Here is a 25604-nt window from a genome sequence, read left to right on the forward strand (position 1 = left end):
AGATGCGATGCTGATATACAAATGAATAAAGGGGAGTTGTTATGGCGCGTTCCAAGAAAAGTGTTGGCGAAAAAGCAGCTGAAACTACAACAGCGTTTAGCCCAATCGTTGGCGTTCATCGATCTGAACTGGTCAAATCTCTTGGTGTTGTATTGAAACAAGCTGCGTTAAATCCAGTAAATTTCGGGCAGCATTTCCTGAATTATGGCAAGGACATGGTTGATGTGGTCAAGGGCACGTCGGAGTATGCCCCGCACGCAAAAGACCGTCGTTTTCAAGATAAAGCATGGACCTTCAACCCACTGTATCGCCGCGGCATGCAGTCGTGGATGGCAATGAAGGAAAACCTCAATAACTGGCTTGACGAAGCCGAGATTGATGAACTCGACCGTGCACGTGCTCATTTCATTCTTGATGTCGTTGCAGACACGCTAGCTCCGACAAACTCGTTGATTGGCAATCCGGCTGCTATGAAGCGGCTATACGAAACAGGCGGTATGTCTGTCGTTGCTGGATTAAAGAATGCATATAATGACATGGTTAATGGTATTGGCATTCCCTCTCAAGTGGATGGGCGGCCATTTAAGGTTGGCGAAAACTTGGCAACTACGCCAGGCGACGTTGTTTTCCGCAGTGAGGTATTGGAAATCATTCAATACACTCCGACAACGGAGAAAGTGCATTCTATCCCCTTGATGGTCATTCCGCCGCAGATCAATAAATTTTACGCTTCTGATCTGACGCCAGACAAAAGTCTGTTCCGTTATCTTTTGGATCAAGGTATTCAGCTTTTTGCAATTAGCTGGCGTAACCCGGGCGTGGAGCAGGCGCATTGGGGTCTTGAGACATATATCGATGCTGTTATAGAAGCTATGGACGCGGTAATGAAAATTACACGTTCGAAGAAAGTTAACATATCCGGTGCCTGCTCTGGTGGAATAACAGTGGCGACCCTACTTAGTCATTTGGCAGCAGAAGGCGACGACAGGGTCAATTGTTCCACCTTTCAAGTTTGTGTGCTGGACCCTCGTCAGGAAGACAGTGAAGTTGGTGCGCTTGTTTCCGAGGAAACATTGGAGCTTGCACGTAATCGTTCTGCTGCAAAGGGTATTCTCTCGGGAGATGACCTTGCGCGCACCTTTGCCTGGATGCGCCCCAATGACCTGATTTGGAATTATGTCGTTAACAATTATCTTCTTGGCGACAGTCCACCTGCTTTTGATATTTTGTTCTGGAACAATGACACAACTAATCTTCCTGCAGCATTGCATTCCGATTTCTTGGACAGCTATATGTCCACACCGTTTGCAAACCCGGGAACAGTAGAATTTAAAGGCAATAAGCTGGATCTGGGTAAGGTTGATCATGATAGTTTTATTGTTGCGGGCTTTACAGATCATATTACGCCCTGGCGTGCCTGTTACCGCACAACAAAGCTGCTTGGTGGCAACAATGAATTCTACGTGTCAAATAGCGGCCATATTCAATCTTTGCTAAACCCACCTGGTAACCCGAAAGCAAAGTATTATTACAATTCTGACCTAAGCGAAGGTCAGGCTGATGCCTGGATGCAAAATGCGGAACTGAGGGATGGTTCGTGGTGGTCTGCGTGGTTTGAGTGGCTAACCGAGCGGTCAGGTGCAATGAAAGCTGCCCCTAAATCTGCAGGTAATAAAACTTATACATCATTAGCAAAAGCGCCCGGCGAATATATATTTGGCTAGAAATTATAAATAGTTAATCATTATTTTTAATGTAACAAATGCGCATATTGATATGCCTGATTGTGGAGTTCCAGTTATATGGGTCATATGCCCGATATTAATGTGAGCAGTAAAATGGCTCCTAGTATCTCAATGATTGATGTGGGGGGGCAGTTGCTGCGCACTGCTGTGTGGCGTGGTGACGGTAAAGCAAGGCCAATACTGTTTTTCAATGGTATCGGTGCAAACCTGGAAATGGTAGCGCCGCTTGGTGAAATGATGCGTGATCGCTGTGATGTCATTGTATTTGATATGCCGGGAATTGGTGGCTCGCCTTCACCTATAAAACCATACCGCCCCAGTACTGTTGGTAAATGGGCCAATAAAATTCTGGACTATTATGGTTATGACACTGTCGATGTAATGGGGGTTTCCTGGGGTGGTGGTGCTGCTCAGCAGTATGCGCGTGACTATCCTGATAGGGCAATGTCTCTCGTATTGCTGGCGACCAGTGCTGGCATGGTTATGGTGCCGGGACAAATAGGTGCAATTAGGCGGATGGCTAATCCGCGCCGGTATATCGACCCTGATTATATGATCAAAAACTTTGAAGCACTATATGGTGACGCTGTCGATGACAGTTCTAAGGGGCACACTAGCCGCATTATGCCGCCAACAAAGCGTGGCTATATGTACCAGCTAATCGCTATGTTGGGGTGGACCAGTGTTCATTTCTTGCCTAATTTAAAGCAACCAACGCTCATTATGTCTGGAGATCGTGATAGTATTGTGCCACTTGCCAATGCACGTATCCTTAAGTCATTGATACCGAGAGCGGATTTGCGAATTGTTCGAGGTGGTGGGCATCTGTTTGCGGTATCAAGGGCCAATCAGGTTGTGCCGATTATGTCGCGTTTTCTTGATGATCATGCTGATGACCGACTAGGCGGAGACAATTAGGTTGCTGCGTTGAAACTCTCATTTTTAAGGAGATCGTAATGTCTGGGAAATCTAAAAAAGATATGGATATCGCTCGTAAAGTCTGGCTTGCAGGAATAGGAGCCTACGGACGTGCGATCGGTGATGCGCAAGATGCATATGCCAAGATGGGTAAGGAAACCACTAAGGTTTTTGAAGAGCTTGTCGGGAAAGGCCAAGAGCTTGAAAACAAAGTGAGTACTGTCGCTAAGCAATATGCGCCTGAGATAGCAGAAAAACATCGCACTAATGTTGAAGACCGTATGGAGCGCATGAAAGCTGCTCTTGGTCTCGCTGAAACATCCGCTGATCAAGCTGAAACCATTGAACGCCTTGAGGCGCGGCTTGATAGTATCGACGCCAAGCTTGATAAATTAATTGCAGCTTCCAAGCCAACATCTGCGAAGCCGCGGACACGCAAAGCAAAGCCTGCAGCTAAGAAAGCGACAGCCGCTAAAAAATAGAAAGTATTCGTTTGCCTCATTAACCGGCGATAAAAAATGAAAACAAAAGACAAAATTCTGCAATGCAGCCTTAATCTTTTTAATGAGGAAGGGGAGCAGAATGTCACGCCGGTGGATATTGCCAACGAAATGGAAATCAGCCCAGGTAATCTGTATTATCATTTCAAGGGCAAAGACCCGATTATAAAACAGTTATTTTTAGACTTTGAAGAAGAGTTCCGTATGGTGCTGAATGCACCGGTTGAAAAACCGTTAGAGCTTTCGGATAACTGGATATATTTCTATATTTTATACGAAGAAATAGCTGACTTTCGGTTTTTTTATCGTAATTTACAGGCAATCTTGGAAAGGTACCCAGATATCGAACGCCGCTTCCGCGGTTTGGTGTCGCTTAAGGTTAAAGCTATGACATCGCTGATTAAGCGCTTAAGCGAGACAGGGTTTATTTCTATTTCAGATATTGAGCTTGAGCAAATGGCCGAACGTTTTGCCTTGCAGCTAACATATTGGCCTACATATCAAACGCTGATGGACGAAACGGCCTCAACACCTGCCTCAATTCATAAGGGCGTATTTGGCTTGATTAGTCAGTTAACACCCTATGTGGTTGAGGGGAGTGACACATTTCTTAAATTGCTCACTGATTTCCGTGATAAAATGCTTAAAGCAGCTGGCTAACAGTCTAGTTGCTCAGCGTATCTGTTTTCTGTTTTTCTCAGCTTATAGCGTATTCCAACAATAAAACACGCCAAAGGTGCCTAAATATTGTGCAGACCTTTGGTTTTTTGACTAAATATTGCACGGAGTGTTTGACGGCTGCTTTGATCACTGTCATTAATATGACCGAAATGTGACCGGGGAGGGTCCATTGATGACAATGGTCAGGAGAAATGTGTGTTTAATAAGTCTGGTAAAGTTAAAGCGCCTTCCGCTTTGTTAATTATGATGGAAGGGCGTGCTCTGTATGAATATGGAGCTATGAAATTATCTGCACCGTTCTTGAAACGTTTACCACGAGGCGATGGTCATCCGGTTCTAATCTTCCCGGGTCTAGGCGCTTCGGATTTTTCAACTAAACCCTTACGGTCTTTCCTTGATGATCGTGGTTATGCAACGTATCCGTGGGATTTGGGCCGGAACTTTGGCCTTCGCGAAGGCATTCTGGAAGGAATGCTTGCACGCCTTGAAGAGGTGTATGAAAAACATGGCCGGAAAGTTAGCCTTGTTGGCTGGAGTTTAGGCGGTATTTTTGCACGAGAAATTGCGAAAATGCGGCCGCAAATGGTGCGCGGCGTAATATCACTTGGCAGTCCGCACTCTGGCGATCCACGTTCTACGAATGCATGGCGCTTTTATGAGTTTGTTGCAGGTCATTCTGTTGACAAACCACCAATTGAGACAACGCTTCATAAGGCACCACCAGTGCCTACAACATCAGTGTATACGAAAACGGACGGTGTCGTAGCGTGGCAAAGTTGTGAGCAAGCCAAACCAGTTAGTCCCTGGAAGGCGCGTCACACAGAAAATATTGTTGTATCAGCAAGCCATTGCGGATTAGGGGTCAACCCAAGCGTAATGTATATCCTAGCTGACCGCCTGTCCCAGCGCGAAGGAAAATGGCGCCGTTTCTCAAATGTTGGTAGTCGAAAAATGTTTTTCGATACACCAGAGCTTGTACCAGAAGCTGCGGCATAAAAAATAAAATAATGGGAGGGTCTTATGGAGCCTCCTTTTTTCATTCTATGGCCTGTATGTGTCGTTGATGCTTGTTAGTAAGCATTTTCTAATTTTGTGTGTTATACATATTGAAAATGCGGGGGCAGTCATAATTTGATGCTCTTTTAGGGTCAGTTTTTCCATTTCGGATTTTCTGATGACACTGTGTTTAGGGTCTATGCAAGCCTATTGTTGTTGGACCACGGTGGATGTTGATGACAGGAGATATAAATGCATAAACTTTCGGGAATGGATGCAACTTTCCTTTATATGGAAACTGACGAAACGCCGATGCATATTGCCAGTTTGCTTATGTGTGAACCAGCAAAGGACGGGGACAACCCATACGAAGCATTAAAGTCTCAAATTGCATCGCGTATTCACGAAATCCCCTCGTTTCATCGTAAGCTAATGCATACACCTTTTTACATCGATCATCCTGTGTGGGTGAGCGCTGGTGAAATTGATATGGATTATCATATCAAGCATGCGAGGTTACCTGCTCCTGGAACTGTTGAGCAATTGCGCATCCTTATTCAGGGACTGCATTCCGCGACGCTTGATCGTGATCGTCCGCTTTGGCAATTTTATATTATTGAAGGTGTTGAGGATCCGGCTTTTGGCCTCAAAAAGGGTAGCTTTGCTGTATACAGTAAAGGACACCATGCTGGTGTTGATGGCGGAGCAGGGATATCTGCAATGGATATTCTTTCCGATCGTGCGCCTACACCGCGTCCACCTTTGCCGAACCGAGCAATTAGATTAAGCACAGAAAAACCAGGTTTCTTTGAGCTGCTTGGTAGCGCATACGGCAAGTTTATGCAGCAACAAGCTGATGTGATTGCAGCACTTCCCGCTTTGTCGAAGGCCATTGGTAACCTTGCTAAAGTCGTTATTGAAGACGGTAGCGGCATTTTGAAGACAATGCAGCCAGCGCCTAAAACGCGTTTTAATGTACGTATACAAAAACAGCGCGCATACGGTGCGCAGTCGCTTTCTTTGTCAGAAACTATCGCTCTAGCCAAACGCTCTGGTACGTCGCTTAACGATGTTGTTATGTCTGTTTGTGGTGGCGCTTTAAGGCGCTATTTTGAGCGACACAACGAGTTGCCAGCAAGATCGCTGGTTGCGGGTGTGCCTGTGTCCCTACGTGAATTGGGTGATACCAGCAATAACAATCAGGTTGCCGCTATTACCTGTGAGATTGGTACAGATGTTTCTGATCCACTAGAGCGTTTGCGCCGCGTGAACGAAAATGCCAAGCGCTCGAAAAAGCAACTTGGCGCAGTTAAAGAAGTTTTCCCAACAGATTTTTCTTTCTTCGGTGCGCCTGTACTGGTGTCAGCTGCAGCACAGTTTGCAAATAGAACAGATGTGGTTAACCGTATGCCAGCGGCGATGAACGTTGTTATTTCTAACGTTCCCGGACCACGCCGCCCTATGTATTTTGCTGGAAGTAAAGTTATTGCATATTTTCCAGTTTCTATTGCAACGCACGGCTCTGCGCTTAACATTACATTGCAAAGTTATGTAGACCGATTGGACTTTGGCTTAATTGCTTGCAAGATTGCTGTACCAGATGTGCAGGATATTGCAGACGATATTGTTGAAGAGTTTGCTTTGTTGAGAGCCGCCATCGATGCTCAAGAGAAGGTTGTTGCTGCTGCTAATGACGATAGCGCACCCAAGGCCAAGAAGTCGCCTAAATCTAAAGCTTCTGATGTAAAACCAGCGGCTAAAACGGTAACAGCGAAAGCCAAGGCGGCTAAGCCTGCTGATGTGCGAAAAGCTACGCTATAAAGATAATTTATGTGGTGGGTTTACTGCTTTGTAGTAGGCCTGCCAAATAATATTGCGTTGATTGTTCAATTATCTCGTCGGTCGATATATCTGGAACAAGATTCTGGAAATTACGATCAATCAGAAGACACGCAGTGCCATGTACCGTTGCCCACATTTGTGTTGAAACATGGAGTGTATTAGATGGGTCTAGCCCATTTTTCACAAGAAATACGGCAATGTTCTTTAACAGAAGTGAATAACAGCCGATGCCTTTTGTGGGGGCATCCCGCATGAGGGCATTAGCTGTAAAATCTGGGTTAGATACCTCAAAAATATCTATAATGGCAGCGCCTTTTTCTGGGCAGCCTTTCGACGGCAGCATTGTATTGAGGTTTATTTCCGGATCGTGTTGATGATCTCTAAACATTAATCTGAACAAGGTTGGGTAAGTGCTTGCAAAATCGACATAAGCGCAACCTAACTTCGATATAGTGTCTATCTCGCCGGGCTTCATATCGTTTGTTTTTGTGAGCATTAGGTTTACCAGCATTTGAAAGCCCTGCTCAGCAACTTCAAAAAGCAACTCAGCCTTGTCAGAAAAATGCCTATAAGGTGCAGCAACACTTACACCGGCGGCTTTGCTCGCGCCTTTTAGCGTGAACGATTCAGCGCCTTGCTCACAAACAAGATTAACAGCCGCGCCTATCAACGTTTCACGAAGGTCTCCGTGATGGTAGTTGGGCTTATCTTTCTTGTGGTTTATTTTTGAGTTCACTGTGTCTGCCTAAAAAGTGCAATGCTACTATTGTAATGTTAATGTCGATAACATATGTTAATCACACTAACATTAATCAAGCAAGGCAATTATAAGCCGGATGAATAGTAGGTTTAAAAGAACATGGCAGCGCAATCCAAAACTGTTTTAGAAATTACGCGACAAACTATATCCACTGTCGTTGCATTGGTGGCTATCGCAGTTGTTATCTTGCTCGTGACTGTAGGATTATACCAGCGGGCGGCGATCAGTAAGCAGACAGAAACTTTTACACTCCCTGTCAATACGTCCAAAGTCACGCTGCAACTCGAGTATATGGTGAATGATTTTTACGCGGGCAGGGTGGAAACGCTTCAAGCAAATGACCTTTCATTTGAACAGCCTGGAAAAATTCTAGCAATGTTTGTTGACGAAGGCACTGCCGTTAACAAAGGAGATGCAATCGCTCAACAAGATACGCTGATATTAGAAGCAAATCGCTCGCAGACAATGGCTTCATTAGAACGTATTGCAGCACAAGTTCAACTTGCACAACTAACAGAAGCGCGCCGCAAGAAATTGTTTGAGCAGGGTCACTCGAACGAACAGCAATATGATGAAGCGCGCTTGAATACACAGACATTACAAGCGCAATACAAAGAAATTGAAGCTGCGTTAAAAACGATTGATGTCAACATTGAAAAATCAACATTATATGCCCCTTTTGATGGTATTGTAGGGCAGCGTTTTGTTGATGTAGGTGGTGTCCTGAATGCGGGAACGCCTGTTGTTAATTTGATGGAAACAGGTGTGCAGCTTGCCCGTATAAGTATGCCTGCCATGCGAGTTGCTTTGCTAAATGCTGAACAAAATTACGAGATTGCTTATGGCGATAAAAAGATCTCCGCAAAGATATATTCAGTAAGGCCGGATGTTAACTCTCAAACGCGCACACAAGATGTACTTTTCAAGCTTGATACAGAAACACCAATCGCAATTGGTGAGCTGGTTGAGTTGCAGTTTGCCAATAGCCGAAAAGAAAATGGCTACTGGATGCCAACGGAAGCGTTGGTTGAAGGGACGAAGGGATTATGGACTGTATTTGCAGTTGGGGATGACAATGTTGTTGTTCGAAGAAGCGTGGAAATTATTCATGCAGAAACCAGCCGTGTTTTTGTTCGTGCGAATTTGGGCGCTAATAATCAAGTTGTGACTAATGGTACTCACAGGATTGTGCCAGGCCAGAAAGTGGCGCCAACCAATGAGCGGAGCAAGTAGCATGTTGACGCTCTTTTATCGCGAATGGCGCGTATTTGCGCTGGCTGTTGGCATTATTGTTGTTACTGGGCTGACCGGTATCAAGACAATCGGGCGACAAGAAGATCCTACCATTGTGAATCTTTTTACCACTATTTTGACGCCTGTCCCGGGGGCGAGCCCTGGTCGTGTTGAAGCGCTTGTCACTGAAAAAATCGAAGAAGAACTAAAGAAGATTGAAGAAATTGAAGAGCTTAACTCGACCTCACGAGAGGGCCTCTCCATTGTTGTTGTTGAGCTTTCCCAATATATTAGTGATACGGAAATAGAGTCTGCCTGGTCTGAAATTCGGGATGCGTTATCTGATGCCGCACGTAATTTTCCTGCCGGTGTGCCAGACCCGGAATTTGATTCAGATAAGTTCGGTGCCTTCACTGCGATCAGCGTATTGACGCCGCGCGATGCAGATTATTACGTGCCGGCGCAACTACAGCGGTATGCCGAGCTGCTACAAGATGAGTTGCGCCAGTTACCCGGCACCAAACAAGTACGGTTGTTTGGTGATCAAAATGAGGAAGTTCTTGTCACTGTAAATGCAGACCGTGCAAACAATATGGGCCTATCTCCAGATATGATTGTTGATGCAATCAGTCGCGGAGACAGCAAGGTACAAGCAGGCCAATTGCGTGGTACTGAAAACAATTATTTGTTGGAAGTGGTGGGTGAAATTCGCTCATTGGAACGTGTACGGAAAATTCCTGTTCTTGCGCTGCCTTCCGGTGCTGTTGTGCATGTTGGTGATATAGCCAGTGTTGAACGAACAACTATTCAGCCTATCAGTAGTATTGGTTACGCCAATGGCAGACCTGCTATTTTACTTGGTGCTTTGATGGAAGAAGGGCTTCAGGTCGATACATGGATTAAGCGTTTGCGTGAAGAAACCTCGAATTTCGAGCAAACTCTGCCTGAGGACATTGAACATAGAATTCTCTTTGATCAGAGTCAGTATACTGTCGATCGTTTGACAGATTTAACGATCAATATTTTAATCGGTTCTTCTCTCGTCATTATTGTGTTGTTTTTCACGCTTGGTTGGCGCGGCGCATTTATCGTCGCCTGTATTCTACCGTTAACAACGCTGCTTTCGATTTCTGTTTTGCAGTATGTTGGTATTCCAATTCACCAAATGTCAGTGACAGGCCTTATTGTTGCGCTTGGGTTACTTGTCGATGCAGCAATTGTTATGACGGATGATATTCGTCGTCGATTGATTAATGCTACACCGCGTTTACAATCAGTTGAGGAGGCGGTGCGACGACTTTCAGGGCCATTACTGGCTTCAACTGTTACAACAGTATTGGCTTTCCTTCCTATGGCTTTACTGCCTGGGCCAGCTGGAGATTTTGTGGGCTCTATCGCCATTTCTGTAATCGTTATGTTGGTGGCATCATTTTTCCTTGCTCTCACTATAACGCCAGCATTGGCTGGTTGGTTATTGCCAGCTAAGGGGGAAGGCAAATCCCATGCGTGGTGGGCGCGGGGTATGAAATCTGGCCGGGTAGGTGAACTGTTTGAGCGTTCCGTTGGTTGGGCTATCACACACAGACCTGTTGCTTTGTTTGCTTCACTTGCGCTTCCAATCATTGGATTGCTTGCGTTCCCCACACTCACGTCGCAATTTTTCCCCGGCGTAGAAAGGGACCAATTTCATATCCAAATGAAGTTGGATGGAAACGCATCCATCGAGGAAACACGTTTGCTTGCGCGCGCTGCGGATATTATTATTGCTGACTATCCTGATATAACGTCAGTGACATGGATGGTAGGAGAGAGTGCGCCGAGCTTTTACTACAACATGCAATCTAATCAGGACGGCGTTGCAAGCTTTGCTGAAGCGCTTATCACTACTTCCTCTGAGCAGGCGACGAGGCGCGTAATTCCGGAATTACAGGCCATACTGGACCGTGAGTTTCCGCAAGCTCAAACATTAGTAAAGGGGTTGGTTCAGGGTCCGCCAGTTTCTGCCCCAGTGGAGATTTTGGTTAAAGGTCCGGATTTGAACGTGCTGCGTGATATTGGTGAGCAGATACGCGTTCGTATGAGCCGTGCGCCTTACATTGAGCATACACGTGCGACTCTGATGGGCGGTAGCCCCAAAATCTTATTTAGCGCCAATGAAGATCAGGCCAACGTGTCTGGCGTACCTCTAACAGCGGTTTCGCGTCATCTTGAGGCTGTTCTTGAAGGTGTTTCGGGTGGATCATTATTGGAAGGTTCTGAAGAGCTGCCTGTACGCGTACGTTATGAAGATAAATGGCGTCAGTCGCTTGATCGCCTGCGTTCTGTTGATGTGCCAGTTACCGGTGTGGTTGGTGGGCGTTATCAGAGCATGCCGCTTAGTGCGCTGGGTAGTGTCACGATTGCTCCGTCTGAAAGTCCAATTACACGAAAAGACGGTGAGCGTACAAATACTGTTCAAGGTTTTACCCCTAACCATATTTTACCAGAGGTAGCGTTTGCTGCTGTTCAAGCTGAGCTGGAGCGTGATCCGATTGAAGTGCCCTTTGGGTATCGTTTTGATATAGGCGGGGACTCTGATGAACGGGCCTCAACTGTTGACAATTTGCTGGCACCGATCGGTTTAATCGTTGTGTTGACAATCGCAACGATTGTTTTGACATTTAACAGGTTTAAGCTGTCCATGATTACGGGTGTTGTCGCAGTGCTATCCATGTGTATGAGTGTGCTGGCACTCGAAATTTTCGCATATCCATTTGGTATTAATGCGCTCATCGGTGTTATTGGTTCTATTGGTGTGTCCATTAATGCCGCAATAATTATTCTAACAGCATTGCAGCAAGATGCTGGTGCAATGGCAGGCAATGTTGATCGGATACGCGAAATTGTTGTTGAAAGCAGTCGCCATATCATATCCACAACAACAACAACGTTTGGTGGGTTTTTGCCACTTATTATTGAAGGCGGAGGTTTTTGGCCACCGTTTGCCATGTCAATTGCAGGCGGAGTTCTCTTGTCTACGATTATTTCGCTGTATTTTACGCCTATAGCTTTCACAATTACAGTAGCTAAGCATAAGCGTATCAGCGGGGAGACAGAACCTGTAGCTGCATAATGAAAAAGGAGATGGCGGATCATCATCTGCTTTAGAAACTCAACACTGATAAAGTTTTGTTAGTCTCTAAGCATCTGCATTCCCAATGCGTAGCGGCGCTGGAAACCCTTCCAGTAAGCTTTACCGTCATGGTTGCCGCTGCTGTATTGACCTCCGACATAGCCACCAAGTTTCAAGGGCCACTGACCGTCATTGGATTTGATAGGTTTAACGTTTATAAAATCAGCCATTTCATCCTGTTGCTTCAAGTGCAAACCCATAAATGCGGTCACGAAATGCTGGTTTATGCCTGTGATGCGATCACGGCGCCAAACAGGTTCATTGAACCAATCAGTTAGATCAAAATGAGTGTCAGCTATTGGTGGCTCAGGGTTACCGCCAACGCTGTGTCGGGCATTGCTGTATACAAGCATGTGCTTTTTTGTGCTGGATGCATTGTCGTAAATCCAATGAATGCCGTCCTCGTAACCCGATACATCATCGGCGTCACCTGCAATAAAAAAGAGCGGCACTTGAATGCTGCATAGTGCTTTGGTTGTCCATGCGCGATTTGCAGGCGCACCGCCCCATGGTGCGATTAGTGTAACAGCCTTGAGGGCAGGGTGTGGCTCAATATCACGGCTATTTTCTTCCATGATGCCATCGCTGAGTGTCGCGGGTATTTGTGCAAAGCTTGGACTAGCTGCGTCATATGGTGCGCCCGCAGAAGCCACCGCACCAAAACCGCCCATGGAATAGCCTATCAGGCCAATGTTCTCGCTATCAATGATAGAACTGATAGGGTGATCAGGCGTTTCCGCTAGTTCAACTAGCTTGTCCATAATAAATCGCTGATCGCGAGCGCGGTTAATAATAGTGCTGCCAAACGAGATGCCAAAACTTTGTATGTCTGTATACGGTATATCCATATGATCAATGGCTGCAACGATGTAGCCCTTTGAGGCTAAATTCTCGGTAAGGTAACTGAGAAAAGTTGGCCAGTTACCGTAGCCATGTGAAACGATAATTAGCGGAAATTTCCCGCCCAATGCAGGTGTGGCATCTGAATGGGCAATACCTTTAATTGTGTATGTTTCCGGAAACCCTTCAGGCCTAACACCTGGTCGAAATGGTAGCTTTCCCGTGTACTCGGCTGGAGAACTATCTGTCGGAGTGTGAGCAGCTGGATACCAGATGTGTATGGGGATAGTTCTAGGAGCTGGTCCCTTGCCCTGCATGGCTTCTGTGATGCTTGGTCTTTTGTCATCAGTGAAAGCCATTTGCGTTACGCCGACTGCATATTTACCAAGTGCGGCCAGTTCCGGAGCATCTGCCTTGGGAATGCTGTAAGCGGTTTGATTGGTGACGTCGTGAGGGTCTTCGGCAAATGATGCCGTATGAGAAATTGACATAATTAATGGAGCCATAAACAAGATTGGGAGATATCGCATAACTACCTCTTTGGAATATGCTCTACCATAATCATAATTACTTCCATTATCTAAACGATTTATGCCTTAAAGCTTGCACTTGCTTGCGATTCAGTGTTGTTTGGGCGCCAGATTTTCGCTGGCTACTTACGGTGCTATAGCGGAGCATGAAATTTATGCCATGACGGCATACAACAATAGAATAGATTTAGTTGGGAATATAATGGCTAACAATATCGTACCTGTCACACGGGAAGAGCATCAAAATGTTAAAATTCGCACTGATGCTGGCATTGGTTACACAGAAAAAGTGCACGTTGTGCCGGTTGTGGTCAATGAGTTTGCAGATGTAGCGGCAAACAGTCCCATTGTTTTCCTTAAAGATGAGAAAAGCGATCGCTTCCGCCCAGCTTCAATGCTTGGCTTGCGTGTGGAAGAAAACCTTTTTTACCGTGATGGTGAGTGGGTTGGTACGCATATTCCTATGAATTTGGGCCGCGTACCTTTCTCCATTAAAGCCATTGGTGATGGGAAACAAGTTGGCGCAGCAATCGACATGGATAGTGATCTTGTTGGTGAAGAAGGCTCGGCTCTGTTTGACGAAAATGGTAAAGAAACAGAATATTTTGAGCGTGTAACGCGCTTTCTTGCTCAACTTTTCGAAGGTGAGGTTGCTTCCCAAAAGTTTATGGAGACTCTGGAAAAGCAGAATTTGCTACGTGAATTCCGTTTGTTGCTTGAAGATGTTAATGGCGTGAAAACCGAACTGACAGGTTTATGGACTCCTGATAACCAAGCCCTTCAAAATCTTCCTGACGATGTTGCTCTTGAGATGCATAAATCGGGTCACTTGGCTGCAACACATGTTGCTATTCAATCTATGGCGCAAATCAAGCGTCTGGTTCAGTTGAATAATCAAAAGGGCGGCACGCTTGTTCGTTCCATTAATGTAGATATGATTGATCCAACAAAACAAGACACATAGGAACTCTTAATGGCTGGCAAAGACTGCGTCCTTGCAATTGATCAAGGTACAACGAGTAGCCGTGCGATGGTCTTTGATCGGCGCGGTGCAGTCATTGCCACTAGCCAATATGAGTTCACACAGTATTTCCCGTCAGATGGTTATGTAGAACATGACCCCGATGAAATATGGAAGACAACTCTTAAAGCAGCGCAAGACGTTGTAACCAAAGTTCGAACCGAAAATTACAATGTGACGAGCATTGGCATTACCAATCAACGGGAAACATCTGTTGTTTGGGATAAAAAGTCCGGTGAGGTCATCCATAATGCAATTGTATGGCAGGACCGCCGGACAGCGCCCGTATGTCGCCGTTTAACGGCAGATGGTTGCGGTGATATGGTACAAGCAAAAACTGGCTTGCTACTTGATCCTTATTTCTCAGCTACAAAAGCTGCCTGGATTATAGATAACGTACGCGGGGCGAGAAAACGTGCTGAAGCAGGTGAATTGGCCTTCGGAACTATTGATAGTTTCCTGATTTGGCGCTTAACGGGCGGCAAAGTTCACGCAACAGATGCCACTAATGCTTCAAGGACCAGCTTGTTTAATATCGAAACGCAAAACTGGGATGAAGAGTTACTAACTCTGTTTCGCGTTCCAGCCTCAATGTTACCAGAAGTGAAGGATTGCGCAGCTGATTTTGGTGCAACAGATGCATCATTGTTTGGAAAGAGCATTCCTATTCTTGGCGTAGCAGGTGATCAACAAGCGGCGGCCATTGGGCAGTGCTGTTTTCACGAGGGGTCGATTAAAAGCACATACGGCACTGGTTGTTTTGTGCTTGTAAATACTGGCAACAAAATACTGCGATCTCAAAATCGTTTATTATCGACAGTGGCTTATCGGCTAAATGGCAAGCCCAGTTATGCTCTTGAGGGTTCTATATTTGTTGCTGGTGCTGCCGTTCAATGGTTACGTGACGGTATCCAGATTATTGATAGCGCACCAGAGTCAGAAGCTTTGGCAGAAACAGTCAGACCAGGGCACGGTGTTTATATGGTGCCTGCCTTTACCGGGCTTGGTGCGCCGTACTGGGATCCCGATGCCCGCGCGGCGGTTCTTGGTATGACACGTGCCACAGGGCGAGCCGAGTTAGCAAGCGCTACGCTCGAATCTATTTGTTATCAAACATATGATCTATTGGCTGCAATGGAGAGAGACGGGGTGAAACCAAACGCTTTGCGTGTTGATGGAGGTATGGTTGCCAATAACTGGATGAACCAATTTTTGGCTAACGTTCTTAACCTTCCCGTTGAACGGCCTAAAGTAATGGAGACCACCGCACTGGGTGCTGCATATCTTGCCGCACTCCAAACGGGTGTTACGATGAAGGACATTGAAAGCAATTGGAGTTTAGATAGAAAATTCACTCCTGAGCCATTCGACTCTAGCAAACTTCTGGCGGGTTGGCACAAAGCGGTAGAATGTGTGCGATCATTTTCATGATGAAAATGACATAAGTTAAAGTTTTCCACCTTCAATATCGGTAATTTGCATATTTAACGTGACATATTCCGACAGGTTTTTCTGCGCAATGCCGCGCATAATTGATGCCATCTTCCTGTAAAGTTCAGTTCTTGGTGAACCAGGGCGCCATGCTAAAACAACGCCGCGCATAAAATCCGTATAAGCAAATTTAACTGATGTAACATCACGGCGTGGTGCTATCTCGGATTTCACATACAAAGAAGGCAAGAATGCCAAGCCAAGACCTGTGCCAATCATGTGGCGCAATGTATCAAGGCTTGTTCCTTCATAGTCGCGCAGTAATCGTGCCCCGAACTGGGCAGCAATTGTTTGCATCAAATCAAACAAGCGGTGTTTTTCTTCAATAGCCAACAGGTTTTCACCCTTAAGTAACTCTGGCGACACTTCGTCCATGTTTGCAAACGGATGATCAAGCGCGCATACAAGAACCAGCGGTTCGTTAAATAGCGGCTCAATACTGAGATTAGGTATTTCCATTGGAAGCGTTGTAATGATGAGGTCATAATCACCATTTGTGAGACCCACCTCAAGGTCACGAGGTTCCTTTTCACGCACAAACATCTTTAGCTCTGTGAAGGTCTTGTGAATTGTAGGGATAACCTCGGGAAGGAAGTAGGGACCTAGCGTTGGTGGTACGCCTAAACGGTATGTTCCAATAAGATTACCTTCCGCATCCGCTGCAAGGCGTTTAATGGACGTCATTTCTTTTATCATAACTTCTATATGCGGCATGAACGCTCTACCTGCAGGTGTCAGTTCAGTGCCTTGGCGTGACCGCTGCAGCAATGTGACACCAACACGTTCTTCAAGCGTATTAATTTGTGCTGTCAACGTGGGCTGAGACACATCAAGTCGTTCAGCCGCTCGCCGTAAACTTTTGACTTGGCTGATGGCGTGTAAGTACTTTAGTTGTTTATATGTTGGATCCATATCGCTTTAGTTTAGCCTTTTCACGGTGCTGTGATCGTGTGTTACTGTGATATAGAAATACTATCACATGTAATTAAAAAGCATAGGCATTAATTGTAACGCCAACATGTTACATTATTTCATTGAGTTGAGACTCGCATCATGCAAGAGCGGCGAAAGATATTTCGCCACAAAACTCAATATTAAGGTTAAGGTAAAAATGAAAAAAGTAATCGACGGCGTTGCTAGATTTAAAAGCGAAGTTTACCCGCAACATAAAGATTTGTTTGAAGAATTATCTTCTGGTCAATCTCCAGAAGTACTTTTCATTACATGTGCAGATAGTCGCATTGATGCCAACATGATAACGCAAACGCACCCGGGTGACCTCTTCTTGGTCCGTAACGCAGGTAATATTGTGCCGCCGCATGGCCCAGCTGCTGGAGGGACTGTTGCTTCGATTGAATTTGCAGTTGGAGCACTTGGAACTACTGAAATTATAATTTGCGGACATACAGATTGCGGTGCCATGAAGGGCGCGCTTGCACCTGAAGGCCTAGAAGAATTTCCACATGTTTGCGGATGGTTGAAACATGCTGATGCAGCAACGCGCATTATCAAAGACAATCATGCAGAACTTGAGGGTGAAGAGAAACTAAATCGTATGATCGAAGAGAATGTAATTGCGCAGATACAAAACTTGAAGACACATCCATTTGTTGCTTCTCGTCTTGCTTCTGGACGTGTGCGTTTGCATGGCTGGGTTTATGAAATTAAAACCGGCACAATTAACGCCTACGATGAAACAACACGTGAGTTCAAGCCGCTGGATGGTGATACACTTCAGGCGGTTTATTCAATGACTGCTGCTGAATAGGAGGCTACAATAGCATTTTTTGACACGCGTAATATCCGCGGCGACGTAATGGGCGGTTTGACTGCCGGTATTGTCGCATTGCCACTTGCACTAGCATTCGGTGAAGCTTCGGGCGCAGGTCCGATTGCCGGTTTGTATGGTGCAATAATCGTTGGCTTCTTTGCCTCACTTTTTGGTGGTACTGGTGCCCAAATTTCAGGCCCAACAGGACCGATGATTGTGGTTTTTGCTGGCGTTTTCGCTGGCCTGTCCGGCGACCCAAAGCTGGTATTTCTAGCTGTTATTTTAGCTGGAATTTTGCAAATTTTGCTCGGCGTTTTAAAGTTTGGGCAATATATAAAATTGGTACCATATCCGGTTGTTTCCGGTTTCATGAGTGGTATCGGCGTTATCATTATCGCTCTGCAAACAGCGAGGCTATTTGGTCATGAACCAGAAGGAAAAGGTACAATACCTGCTCTTATCTCAATACCTGGTGCAGTATCTGACCCAGTATGGATTGCACTAGCTCTTGGTTTGCTAACGCTTGCTATCGTGTTTTTCTGGCCAAAAAGCTTAGGTAAATATATCCCTGGCGCTCTTGCTGCACTTCTTATCGGTACGCTTGTAAGTATTGCTATACCAGGTGCTCCACTGTTGGGCGATATTCCTACTGGATTACCCTCACTGATTATTCCGACCATATCATCTGATGCAATGTTCCTTGTGCTTGAAGCAGCTATATTGCTCGCGCTACTTGGTGCAATTGATAGTCTATTGACGTCTCTGGTTGCTGATAACATGACCAGAACACGGCATAATTCTGATAAAGAACTTATTGGTCAGGGTGTTGGTAATACTATTGCTGGTTTCTTTGGCGGCATCCCTGGTGCTGGTGCAACGATGCGTACTGTGGTTAACATTCGTTCTGGTGGACAGACAAAGATATCAGGCATGATTCATGGTGCACTTTTGTTCGCGGTTGCTGTTAGTCTGGCACCATTAGCGGCACAAATTCCTCATGCTGTTCTTGCAGGTATACTTGTTAAAGTTGGGTATGACATCATTGATGTGGCATACATCAAACGAGCACACAGAGGGCCGCGTTGGGACTTGGCACTGATGATTATCGTGTTAGGTCTGACGGTATTTGTAGACTTGATCACTGCTGTTGCTGTTGGCGTTGTCTTGGCCGCCTTGGCGTTTGTGAAACAAACAGCAGATCTTCAGCTGAAATCCCTAGCCAGTGCTGAGCCGCGTACAGACAATGAGCAAGAGCTTGAATTGCTAAATACTGTTAGAGGTAAGGTGACCATATTTGATTTTGGTGGTCCACTAAGCTTTGGTGCAGCGGCTGATTTTGGTCATCAGGTTCGTGAGAAATGGAAAGATGGTCAGGTTGCTCTTATCCTTGATTTTTCCCGCGTTCCAGATATTGACCTGTCGGCTATTATGGCGGTTGAAACGATCGCAGAAGACGCAATACTCGCTCATAAGCAAATCATAATCTCTGGTGCTTCCGGGAAGGTAAATGAACTTTTACATGGACTGGATGTTGGACAGAAAATACCTGAGAACCATTGGTTTGATGATCGACTTAAAGCACTACAATTCGCTATAGCGTCTCTTTCGGATAAGCCTGCTGCTGAATAAGGCAGTTAAAACTGATAGAGTTTGCTTATAATAACAAAAAACACCCGGTTACATTGTGACCGGGTGTTTTGCTACATCTGTATAGTACAAACAACGTCTGCGGTACCGTTAGATTCCTATAAATGGCTGTGCAACGCGAGCCAGCATGCTCTTGAGTTTTATAGGTGCTTCAGTAACAACAAGGCAGATACAATCCTCGCCCTCGTCGATCATCGGTTGATGATCTTTTATATGGTCAGCAGCAATCTCCAGATCTCCAACGCAAAAGCGGGTTTCACCAACGTGATAACTGCCCTGCAAAACAAGTGTCATTTCTTGACCGTTGTGATCATGCTTGGGCATCTCTGTGCCACCTTTCGCCTTAAGAAGCCATAGGCGTTCACCGTTTTCTCCCTTACACAGTTTTGCTTGACGCAGGCCAGGGCCCATTACACGCCATTTAGGTTGATGGCCAGTTAAGCGTACATAGTCGACTAGCGGTGCAGGGGCTGCCTTTGTTGGCATTATGTGTTCAAGCGTAAGCGGACGAGACGACACTTGTTTCTCGCTTGAGTAAGGGCGATCTAGCGCCGCTTCAATTTTATCAAATAATGTATTAGAAACTGATGCCTTCTCCGAGCTGTCAAGCAACTCGCCACCAATATCTTCAGCCGTTTTAAGCTTTTCCTTTAGTTCAGGATGAAAGCTAATATGTGTTGCGACAAGAGTTGCTTTTGCTTCTGTGAGTGTGCCAGCTGCATATGCAACAATCCATTCATCTGGAATGAGTTGTTCTTGCTTCATTAATAGTCTCCAAGTTCCGCACGCAGCTTTTGGAAAGCAATGCGTATCCGTGATTTCACGGTGCCCAGCGGTAAGTCTAAGTGTTCTGCAATTTGTGAATGAGACATGTCTTGATAAAACGACAACTCAATAACGGTTCTCAAATTATCCTTTAATTGGCTCATAGCCTTTGTAATACGTTTCTTGTCTTGACCTTGGATCACTGGTGTATCGGTTTTTTCGTCCGCTTCTACAAACTGAATATGATCATCTACATTAACTTCTACATATTTCTGCTTGCGTACCTGATCGATGAATTTATTTCTGGCTATGCGAAATATCCAGGTAGAAAGCTTAGCTTTCTTTGGGTCAAACATATGCGCTTTGTGCCAAACCGTAACCATAACTTCCTGTGTTAGGTCTTCGGCTGCCTCATCGGATATTTTCTGCTTAAGAATGAATGATTTGATTCGTGGTGCAAAGTGGTCAAACAGCTTTTTAAAAGCCTGTTTACTACGTTCTTTTGCAACTTGCGCGGCAAGCATTTCAAGCGTTTCGGATGGAACGGCGATGATATGTCTACCTTTGACATTGAGTTGGTCATGGAAAGCTCTTTGGGAAGACAAGCATTGGCGACTGGTTTGTGTCAAGGCATTGTAATGCGGCGTTTCAATAGTTTGGTGTTCGGCATACATATTTGATCTCAGTTATCCAATGTGACTTATTAAACACCTAAGTGCGCTTTACTATTTGGCTTGAGGAGAATTCCGGCAATCACATGTGCGGTGTGAGCAGCGAGGAATAAGTAGCTCTCGTACATGTTCAAATTTGCCTGCGGCACTAAGCGTGCAAGCAGTATTGTTCTCGCCGAATTCTCCTCATGTAATCTTTACGCACAGCATCGGTGTTTGGATCTATTCATATGGAATAGATTTTGGCCTGTATCCAAAGTTTATGCAGGTTATTCGTGTGTAATTTTAGGTAAAATTAAGACCGTTTTTCCGCATATTGATATCGAATTCTATCTTTAAAATCTCGTTAAGACTTTTGGTGCGATAACAAGTTCGACTCAGGGAATAAACAACCATCAGGCGATCAGGCAAGTATGTGTGAACAAGTGTTCTTGTGATAATTTGGAGTTTGTTGTGGCTATAAAGATCGTTCGGTTTCTCATTCAATCCTTTGTTTTAATGGTTAGTGTTTCTGCTTGCCAAACGGTACTTCCGGCATCGACATCGTTGCCTGTAGGCTCCACAGTAGCTCCGCCACTGGGTTATGATGCACTATGTGCCCGTACGCCGAGCGAGTGTGTTTTACCTATCTCCAAAGCAACTAACAATATGGTTGGCAGCTTACTTATTCAGGCAAAAAGCCTTGTTATTCCTACGTGGGAAGAAGGCGGTGGTGATTATTGGCAATCGTTGACGGAACGCGGCCCGGGAGACTGTGAGGATTTTGCCCTGACACTGAGAAGAAGTTTGCGTGAGGTACTGCCCGAATACGCTGGTGCGTTCAGGCTCGCCACTGCTTACACAGAAACAATGCAATATCATGCTGTATTAACAATCGAGACAAGCCAGGGCACAGTTGTTTGCGATATTCGCTTTCCTCAATGTGCTGATTGGAAAACATTCCCTTATAAGTGGCATTTAAGAGAAGTTGTTGGGCAACGAAATTGGCAGGATATTAGTGGCGAAGGGTCTCAATTTTTTGCATCTGTTCAATCGAGTATGCCATGAAATTTATTCACATGAATTAAAGATAAAAATAAAGACCGCCGCCGGCGGTCTTTAAATTGTTTGCCAGTAATGTTGATTTATAAATTTGCGTAGCGTTCAAGGTGATGCTCGGCATCACCGAAAAGCGTTTCATTCACTAACAGTCTTTTTACATAAGCACCCAATGCGTATTCATCGGTCATACCAATGCCGCCATGCATCTGGACACTTTCTTGTCCTATACTGCGGCATACATTACCTACTTTTGCTTTAGCTGCAGATATTACACGCATGCGAACAGTTGCATCAGGGTTGGTTGCTTCAACAGAAGCTTCCATTGCAATAGACTTTGCCTGTTCATATTCAACCATGACATCGACCATTCGGTGCGCCAGAACCTGAAATGATCCAATAGGTCGACCAAACTGTGTACGTGTGCGCAGGTATTCTTTGGTCATTGCAATAATTTCTTCGATAGCACCAATAGAGTCAGAAACCAGAGCAGCTGCGCCGCGGTCAACTGCCGCAATGATAATATCTTCAGACTTGGCCTGATCGCCCATTAAAGCATCAGTTGGAAGCTTGACGTCTGTTAACACTATATCCGCTGCACCACGTCCATCTAGTAATTGATATGCGCGAACAGAGACACCGTCTGTATCTTTGGGGACTAGGAAGAGAGAAGGGCCATCTGCGTCAGCAGAAACAATATAGTAATCCGCTGTGTCACCTCCTAGTACGACAGCCTTATGGCCATTTAAGCTCCAGCCGTCCGGCGTTTTTTGTGCGGATGTATTGGTACTAAGTGGATTATAACGATCACCAGGCTCGTAAAAACCTGCGGCAAATTTTTGCGTGCCACCAGCAATCGCTTCAAGATGCGCGAGCCCGGCATCACCCATGGTTTCACCGATAATATACGCAGCAAGAACTACATTGCTGACAAAAGGCTCTGGCACCAATCTACGACCAAGCTCAGCGCTGATAAGTGCAACATCTGTATGATTGCCATCGAAACCACCAGCCGCTTCAGGTAAAGGCATTGCCATTATACCTAGCTCAGTTAACGTTCCCCATAGTTTCGGGTCGTGGCTGGTCTTGCTTTCCAGCAAACTGCGGTATGTTTCAAAATCAAAATCTTTTGCTAATGTTCGCTCCAGCGACTGCACCAGCATTTTTTGTTCTTCTAAATAGTCAAAATTCATTTCTATTCTCTATCTACTATTTGGTGCTGTCTAGAAGCCGAGCATCATTTTGGAAACAATGCTGCGCTGAATTTCATTTGAGCCGCCGTAAATGCTGATTTTGCGGGTGTTAAGATAATGAGGCGCAGAGCGTGCTTGTGCAGTGCTTCCTGCAAGTTCGCCGTTCCAGCCTTCTTCCGCAGCTTCGGGCTGAAAGGGAAGAGCATAAAGGCCTGCTGCGTCCATTTTTAATTCATACAGTCGCTGCGCTACTTCACTACCGCGAATTTTTAGCATTGATGATACAGGCCCTGGGTCCATACCCCGCTCTGTTTCCACCAGCATACGTTTGTTAGTAAGGTCTAAAGCACGTAATTCGATCTCTACTTCTGCAAGTTTCAATTTGAATGTAGGATCTTCGCTTAAAGGTTTTCCGTTTTTCTTTTCCGTTGCTGCCAGGCGTTTCAGGTTTGCTAGTTGTGCTTTTGATTGACCAACTGCGGCAATTCCAATGCGTTCGTTTTGCAGCAGGAATTTTGCGTAAGTCCAGCCCATGTTTTCCTGACCAACAAGGTTTTCAGCAGGAACACGAACATCAGTAAACCAAACTTCGTTAACTTCGTGGGAACCGTCAATTGTAATGATAGGACGAACTTCAACACCTTCGCTTTTCATATCAATCAGAATAAACGAAATACCGGTTTGCGGTTTTGCGGCAGATGGGTCTGTGCGCACAAGGCAGAAAATCCAATCGCCGTATTGACCAAGCGTTGTCCATGTTTTCTGACCATTAACAATGTAATGGTCGCCGTCACGAACAGCCGATGTTTTTAAATTTGCCAAATCTGAACCAGCACCAGGTTCAGAAAAGCCTTGAGACCACCAGTCTTCGCCGCTTCTGATTCCGGGCAAGAAGCGCTCACGTTGTTCATCGTTACCAAAGTTAATTAAAACAGGCCCGAGCATTGATACACTGAATGGCAATACGCGAGGCGCGCCCATGAGGTGGCACTCTTCATCAAAGATTGCATATTCAACAGGGCTCCAGCCGGTGCCACCATGTTCCCGTGGCCATAAAGGTGTTGACCAACCTTTATCACCCAGAATTTTATGCCAACGGCGATATTGATCTTCTGAAAGATGCGCACCGCTACGCTGTGTTTCTCTAATATCTTCGGGTAAGTTTGCTTCTAGAAACGCCCGTACTTCATCGCGAAACGCACTCTGCGCTTCAGTGAGATTGAGGTCCATCTTTCACTCCAATATTCACAAGATTTCGCGGTTAATGTAGGCGGCGAAAGACAATTGTCCACTATTTTTAATGGTTCGTATTATACGGAAAACGAGAGAGTGGGGAATCTAACTTCGTCAGATAAGGTCAAGCGAGATATTCTAGTATCGTGTCATAGGTGAAAAAGTATTAAATTAGGCACCTAAATCCGCAGCAATGCGGGCTTTTACATTACGCTCTGCCGTTTCAAGAATACTTGAGCCTTGAGTGTTAACTTGTGTTGTAATTTCATTTTGGATTGAAATAAGGCGAGCAAAGTACGGTGATTTTTCTTTTTCAACTGCAAGAGACTCAAGTTCAGCAGCTCTAAAGAACTTACTGTAGGTCGTTGCCAATATATGTTCCCAAGCGCTTTTATGCTGTTCGCGCTCAAGAATAATTGCGTTTACCACGATGCCTTGTACAGCTTTTAGGCCTTTAGCTCTAATTGCGGAAAGGACAAGCCTGTCACGCTTCATAGTTTCGAGCAGCAGAAGCGAAAGATTTTTATTCAAGCCCGTTTTCTTTACGAATGTTAGTGCAGCATCAAACCCGCTTTGGTTTGGTGTTGAAAGAAAAGGGCTTGCTACATCAACATTTGATGGTGTGCGGCCAAGGCCAAGCGAACCAGGTGCGATCATTGAAGCGGATGCAACAACGGGCACGTTTGATGATGAGGCGGCATATCCGCTGAAAGATACAAAACAAGACCCAAGTAGTGTCAAAGCAACTATTTTAGTCTTACTTGCCAATAATGTTGTTTTCATTGTCATCATGCTCAAATGTTCAAAAGCCGTCACTTCATTAATCATTCAGACTCATAAAGTGCTGATGAGCGCCTATTAACGCGGTGTTAAATACTTTTCTGCTTTTTTTTACGAGTGTCATAAAAAATTCATATGAGAATTTCCGACTCGGAATGGAATGAGTAAGATGTTGAAAAATATATGGATTTTAATGTTTCACATTGAAAAAAAATATTATCTAATAAATTCAGTGAGTTAAATTAAGCTTGCTACAGAAAAATTACATATGTTACACAAAACTGTAACAAACGTGACGATAATAGAAAGATTTTGAAAAGGAGGTTCATATGCGTTTGATGAAAACAGGAACCTTGCTGAGTATGACACTTGCTGCGACAGTTTCACTGCTTGATAACAGTCGAATCGCCAGTGCTGCCAATATAGATCCCCAAGATTATGCTACAGAAGAAATGGGCTCTGCAGACTGGAGTGCTGCGGAAGCGGCACTACTCGGCATTAACGTCGCCGAAGAAGATAAAGTGTTCGCCAAACTTAACTTGGCATTTGTCTATAGCTCAACTGGTAGGCGGGATCTCGCTATCTCGCTCTATAATGAAGTTTTGCAAGAAGATAAAAATCCATATGCATTAACTGCAAGTGGTAAACCTCGGCGTGTTAAATCAATTGCGCGGTTGGCTCTTGCTAGTTTGAAAGAAAACTAGGAAACTCTCGCTAATTGCAAAGAAAAAGAGTGTGCTATAGGGCGCACTCTTTTTTTATGAACTCATTCTAATT

At 45.1% G+C, this 25604-nt stretch carries 22 protein-coding genes; 14 read left to right on the forward strand and 8 right to left on the reverse strand.

Annotation, left to right across the window (positions count from 1 at the left end; all coding sequences use genetic code 11):
* Nucleotides 1-41: 41 nt before the first annotated feature.
* The 6 genes from OEU88_RS16050 to OEU88_RS16075 all read left to right on the forward strand — a co-directional run bounded on the left by OEU88_RS16050 (nt 42) and on the right by OEU88_RS16075 (nt 6661).
* Complete coding sequence (locus OEU88_RS16050; RefSeq protein ID WP_262696227.1) at nt 42-1724, forward strand: alpha/beta fold hydrolase; 1683 nt, start codon at nt 42-44, stop codon at nt 1722-1724.
* 114 nt (nt 1725-1838) lie between these two features.
* Nucleotides 1839-2663: a poly(3-hydroxyalkanoate) depolymerase gene (phaZ, locus tag OEU88_RS16055; RefSeq protein WP_262696228.1), complete on the forward strand. Its 825-nt coding sequence runs from the start codon at nt 1839-1841 to the stop codon at nt 2661-2663.
* Nucleotides 2664-2701: 38 nt separating this feature from the next.
* Complete coding sequence (locus OEU88_RS16060) at nt 2702-3145, forward strand: phasin family protein (RefSeq protein WP_262696229.1); 444 nt, start codon at nt 2702-2704, stop codon at nt 3143-3145.
* Between the two features lie 36 nt (nt 3146-3181).
* On the forward strand, nt 3182-3823 hold the full coding sequence (locus OEU88_RS16065) for a TetR/AcrR family transcriptional regulator (RefSeq protein WP_262696230.1): 642 nt from the start codon (nt 3182-3184) through the stop codon (nt 3821-3823).
* Nucleotides 3824-4087: 264 nt separating this feature from the next.
* Nucleotides 4088-4840, forward strand: coding sequence for an esterase/lipase family protein (locus OEU88_RS16070; protein WP_394805285.1), 753 nt, complete (start codon nt 4088-4090; stop codon nt 4838-4840).
* Between the two features lie 252 nt (nt 4841-5092).
* On the forward strand, nt 5093-6661 hold the full coding sequence (locus OEU88_RS16075; protein ID WP_262696232.1) for a WS/DGAT/MGAT family O-acyltransferase: 1569 nt from the start codon (nt 5093-5095) through the stop codon (nt 6659-6661).
* A 7-nt stretch (nt 6662-6668) separates the two neighbouring features.
* Here OEU88_RS16075 and OEU88_RS16080 read toward each other — a convergent pair whose 3' ends face one another.
* Complete coding sequence (locus OEU88_RS16080) at nt 6669-7418, reverse strand: TetR/AcrR family transcriptional regulator (protein WP_262696233.1); 750 nt, start codon at nt 7416-7418, stop codon at nt 6669-6671.
* Between the two features lie 123 nt (nt 7419-7541).
* Between OEU88_RS16080 and OEU88_RS16085 the strand changes: the two genes are divergently transcribed.
* Together OEU88_RS16085 and OEU88_RS16090 are read left to right on the forward strand one after the other, a co-directional pair.
* Entirely contained in the window at nt 7542-8675 is a 1134-nt protein-coding gene (locus OEU88_RS16085; protein ID WP_262696234.1) for an efflux RND transporter periplasmic adaptor subunit, read from the forward strand.
* Nucleotides 8659-11787: an efflux RND transporter permease subunit gene (locus OEU88_RS16090; RefSeq protein ID WP_262696235.1), complete on the forward strand. Its 3129-nt coding sequence runs from the start codon at nt 8659-8661 to the stop codon at nt 11785-11787. Before OEU88_RS16085 ends, OEU88_RS16090 begins: the two co-directional genes overlap by 17 nt.
* 59 nt (nt 11788-11846) lie before the next feature.
* Here OEU88_RS16090 and OEU88_RS16095 read toward each other — a convergent pair whose 3' ends face one another.
* A complete protein-coding gene (locus tag OEU88_RS16095; RefSeq protein ID WP_262696236.1) occupies nt 11847-13217 on the reverse strand; it encodes an alpha/beta hydrolase family protein in 1371 nt (456 codons plus the stop codon).
* 202 nt (nt 13218-13419) lie between these two features.
* Between OEU88_RS16095 and OEU88_RS16100 the strand changes: the two genes are divergently transcribed.
* Both OEU88_RS16100 and glpK read left to right on the forward strand, forming a co-directional pair.
* A complete protein-coding gene (locus OEU88_RS16100; protein ID WP_262696237.1) occupies nt 13420-14181 on the forward strand; it encodes a SapC family protein in 762 nt (253 codons plus the stop codon).
* A gap of 9 nt (nt 14182-14190) precedes the next feature.
* On the forward strand, nt 14191-15669 hold the full coding sequence (glpK, locus tag OEU88_RS16105; protein ID WP_262696238.1) for a glycerol kinase GlpK: 1479 nt from the start codon (nt 14191-14193) through the stop codon (nt 15667-15669).
* Nucleotides 15670-15684: 15 nt separating this feature from the next.
* Here glpK and OEU88_RS16110 read toward each other — a convergent pair whose 3' ends face one another.
* Nucleotides 15685-16641, reverse strand: coding sequence for a hydrogen peroxide-inducible genes activator (locus OEU88_RS16110; protein WP_262696239.1), 957 nt, complete (start codon nt 16639-16641; stop codon nt 15685-15687).
* A gap of 199 nt (nt 16642-16840) precedes the next feature.
* Between OEU88_RS16110 and OEU88_RS16115 the strand changes: the two genes are divergently transcribed.
* Together OEU88_RS16115 and OEU88_RS16120 are read left to right on the forward strand one after the other, a co-directional pair.
* Complete coding sequence (locus tag OEU88_RS16115) at nt 16841-17497, forward strand: carbonic anhydrase (protein ID WP_262696240.1); 657 nt, start codon at nt 16841-16843, stop codon at nt 17495-17497.
* A 48-nt stretch (nt 17498-17545) separates the two neighbouring features.
* Nucleotides 17546-19129, forward strand: coding sequence for a SulP family inorganic anion transporter (locus OEU88_RS16120; RefSeq protein WP_262696241.1), 1584 nt, complete (start codon nt 17546-17548; stop codon nt 19127-19129).
* Between the two features lie 108 nt (nt 19130-19237).
* Here the strand turns inward: OEU88_RS16120 and OEU88_RS16125 are convergent, their stop codons facing one another.
* Nucleotides 19238-19912 (reverse strand): ChrR family anti-sigma-E factor, encoded by a 675-nt coding sequence (locus OEU88_RS16125; RefSeq protein ID WP_262696242.1) that lies wholly within the window; start codon nt 19910-19912, stop codon nt 19238-19240.
* The gene (locus OEU88_RS16130) at nt 19912-20586 is read right to left on the reverse strand and encodes a sigma-70 family RNA polymerase sigma factor (RefSeq protein WP_262696243.1); all 675 of its coding nucleotides are present in this window, start codon (nt 20584-20586) and stop codon (nt 19912-19914) included. The genes OEU88_RS16125 and OEU88_RS16130 overlap by 1 nt, the downstream gene beginning before the upstream one ends.
* Nucleotides 20587-21036: 450 nt before the next feature.
* Between OEU88_RS16130 and OEU88_RS16135 the strand changes: the two genes are divergently transcribed.
* Nucleotides 21037-21630, forward strand: a complete 594-nt coding sequence (locus tag OEU88_RS16135) for a transglutaminase-like cysteine peptidase (protein WP_262696244.1) — start codon at nt 21037-21039, stop codon at nt 21628-21630.
* 77 nt (nt 21631-21707) lie between these two features.
* On the opposite strand, the gene OEU88_RS16140 is transcribed toward OEU88_RS16135, so the two are convergent.
* From OEU88_RS16140 to OEU88_RS16150, 3 genes are all read right to left on the reverse strand, one after another.
* Nucleotides 21708-22814 (reverse strand): acyl-CoA dehydrogenase family protein, encoded by a 1107-nt coding sequence (locus tag OEU88_RS16140; RefSeq protein WP_262696245.1) that lies wholly within the window; start codon nt 22812-22814, stop codon nt 21708-21710.
* Between the two features lie 30 nt (nt 22815-22844).
* The gene (locus OEU88_RS16145; RefSeq protein ID WP_262696246.1) at nt 22845-24044 is read right to left on the reverse strand and encodes an acyl-CoA dehydrogenase family protein; all 1200 of its coding nucleotides are present in this window, start codon (nt 24042-24044) and stop codon (nt 22845-22847) included.
* A gap of 174 nt (nt 24045-24218) precedes the next feature.
* Nucleotides 24219-24875, reverse strand: coding sequence for a hypothetical protein (locus OEU88_RS16150; protein WP_262696247.1), 657 nt, complete (start codon nt 24873-24875; stop codon nt 24219-24221).
* Nucleotides 24876-25156: 281 nt separating this feature from the next.
* On the opposite strand from OEU88_RS16150, the gene OEU88_RS16155 reads away from it, so the two are divergent.
* Nucleotides 25157-25531, forward strand: coding sequence for a hypothetical protein (locus tag OEU88_RS16155; RefSeq protein ID WP_262696248.1), 375 nt, complete (start codon nt 25157-25159; stop codon nt 25529-25531).
* Nucleotides 25532-25604 lie beyond the last annotated feature (73 nt).

It is taken from the genome of Kordiimonas aquimaris (assembly GCF_025574485.1).
Taxonomy (GTDB): Bacteria; Pseudomonadota; Alphaproteobacteria; order Sphingomonadales; family Kordiimonadaceae; genus Kordiimonas; species Kordiimonas aquimaris.